At 55.5% G+C, this 1,507-nt stretch carries 1 protein-coding gene; it reads left to right on the top strand.

Going from position 1 to position 1,507, the window contains the following annotated elements:
• On the top strand, positions 1 to 1,275 hold a 1,275-nt coding region (locus tag ACP5E6_RS19080; protein ID WP_427957076.1), incomplete at its 5' end, for an FAD-dependent oxidoreductase.
• Between the last annotated feature and the right edge of the window lie 232 nt (positions 1,276 to 1,507).

Here is a 1,507-nt window from a genome sequence, read left to right as displayed (position 1 = left end):
GCGGCGGCTTTGGCGGCGGCCCGCACCGGAGTCGCCGTGACCCTGGTCGAGCGCTTTGGTTGTTTTGGTGGCAATATTACCGCGGTCGGCGTTGAGAGTTTCAGTTGGTATCGCCACGCTGCGACGGTGGAAGCCGGTGGAATTGGGCAAGAGTTCGAAGACCGCGCACGCGCAACCAAGGATGCCGCGACGCCGGGCCACGGCCTTGGCTACGAGCTAGACTCCGAGGGGTTTAAACTGGTAGCTGATCAACTCGTCACCGAAGCCCGTATCCATCCGATGCTCCATCGCCAGTTCGTCGATCCGATCATGAGGGATAATGTCATTTGTGGTATCATAACTGAATCGAAAGCGGGTCGCGAGGCAATTCTAGCCAAACGTGTGATCGACGGCAGCGGCGATGCCGATGTTGCATATCGCGCCGGCGCACCGACCATCAAAACGCCAATCGAACAAATGCAAGCGGCCTCGGTAATGTTTCATCTGGCCGGCGTCGACAAGCGGAAGTTCCTCGACGGGGTCAGCAATGATCCTCAGACGTTCGGCGACTGGTCAACCGGGGAATGGCAGGTCGAAACCAGCGGCAAGGAAGATCATCTGTCATCCCCATTTCTTGCTAAACCCTTCGCTCAGGCAATCCGCGAGGGCATAATCCCAGCCCATCTCAACACCATAGGAGGTACTTGGGGCTCGATCCATGATACCGGCGAACTGACTTACATGAACCTTATCCACCTCGCAGGTTGCGATGGCACGAATCCGGACAGTCTGACGCGCTTTGAAATTGAGGGACGCCAGCAGGCGACCGCCGCCATCGAAGCGCTTCGTCGCTATACGCCTGGATGCGCGGCGGTTCGTCTGCGCAATTTCGGAATGACTATTGGAATCCGTGACACCCGCAAAATCGACGCCGTCTATAATTTGACTGAGACCGATGTTCGGAACGAAGCCCGATTCGAGGATACGATCGGTATTTATCCAGAATTTATCGACGGATATGGCATATTAATTCTGCCGACGACGGGGCGGTATATGCACATCCCTTATCGTGCAATTTTGCCGAAAGGTGTTCAAAACCTTGCTGTCGCCGGCCGGGCGATTGGCGGCGATAGGGTCGCACACGCGGCGACGCGCAACATGTCGTGCTGCACACTGACAGGCCAGGCAGCTGGGGTGGCCGCGGCCTTGTCCATCAAAAAAAATCACCCCCTCGATCGCCTGGACATCGCATTGGTGCAGGCGGAACTTACCAAGCAAGGAGTTCGGCTCCATTAAGAAAAACCATTCAGCCGCCTGGAAGTGTTGGTCACCTCGATTGTAAATTGATGGCTATTATCGGGAATCTTATGACTCTAGTCCTATGTGCTATGAACGTTACAGCGAAGTTCATCGAGCGATTTGGGCGGCTCTGATGAACGTCTCCACCCTTTGCACTCTATAATGAAAACGGTCCGTTAGGGCCTGAGCCTGAACAAGCGAGTCGGCGCAAAAGAATCGAAATCGGCAT

It is taken from the genome of Acidiphilium sp. (assembly GCF_049977125.1).
GTDB lineage: Bacteria > Pseudomonadota > Alphaproteobacteria > Acetobacterales > Acetobacteraceae > Acidiphilium.
This window is presented reverse-complemented; position numbering and strand designations above follow the sequence as displayed.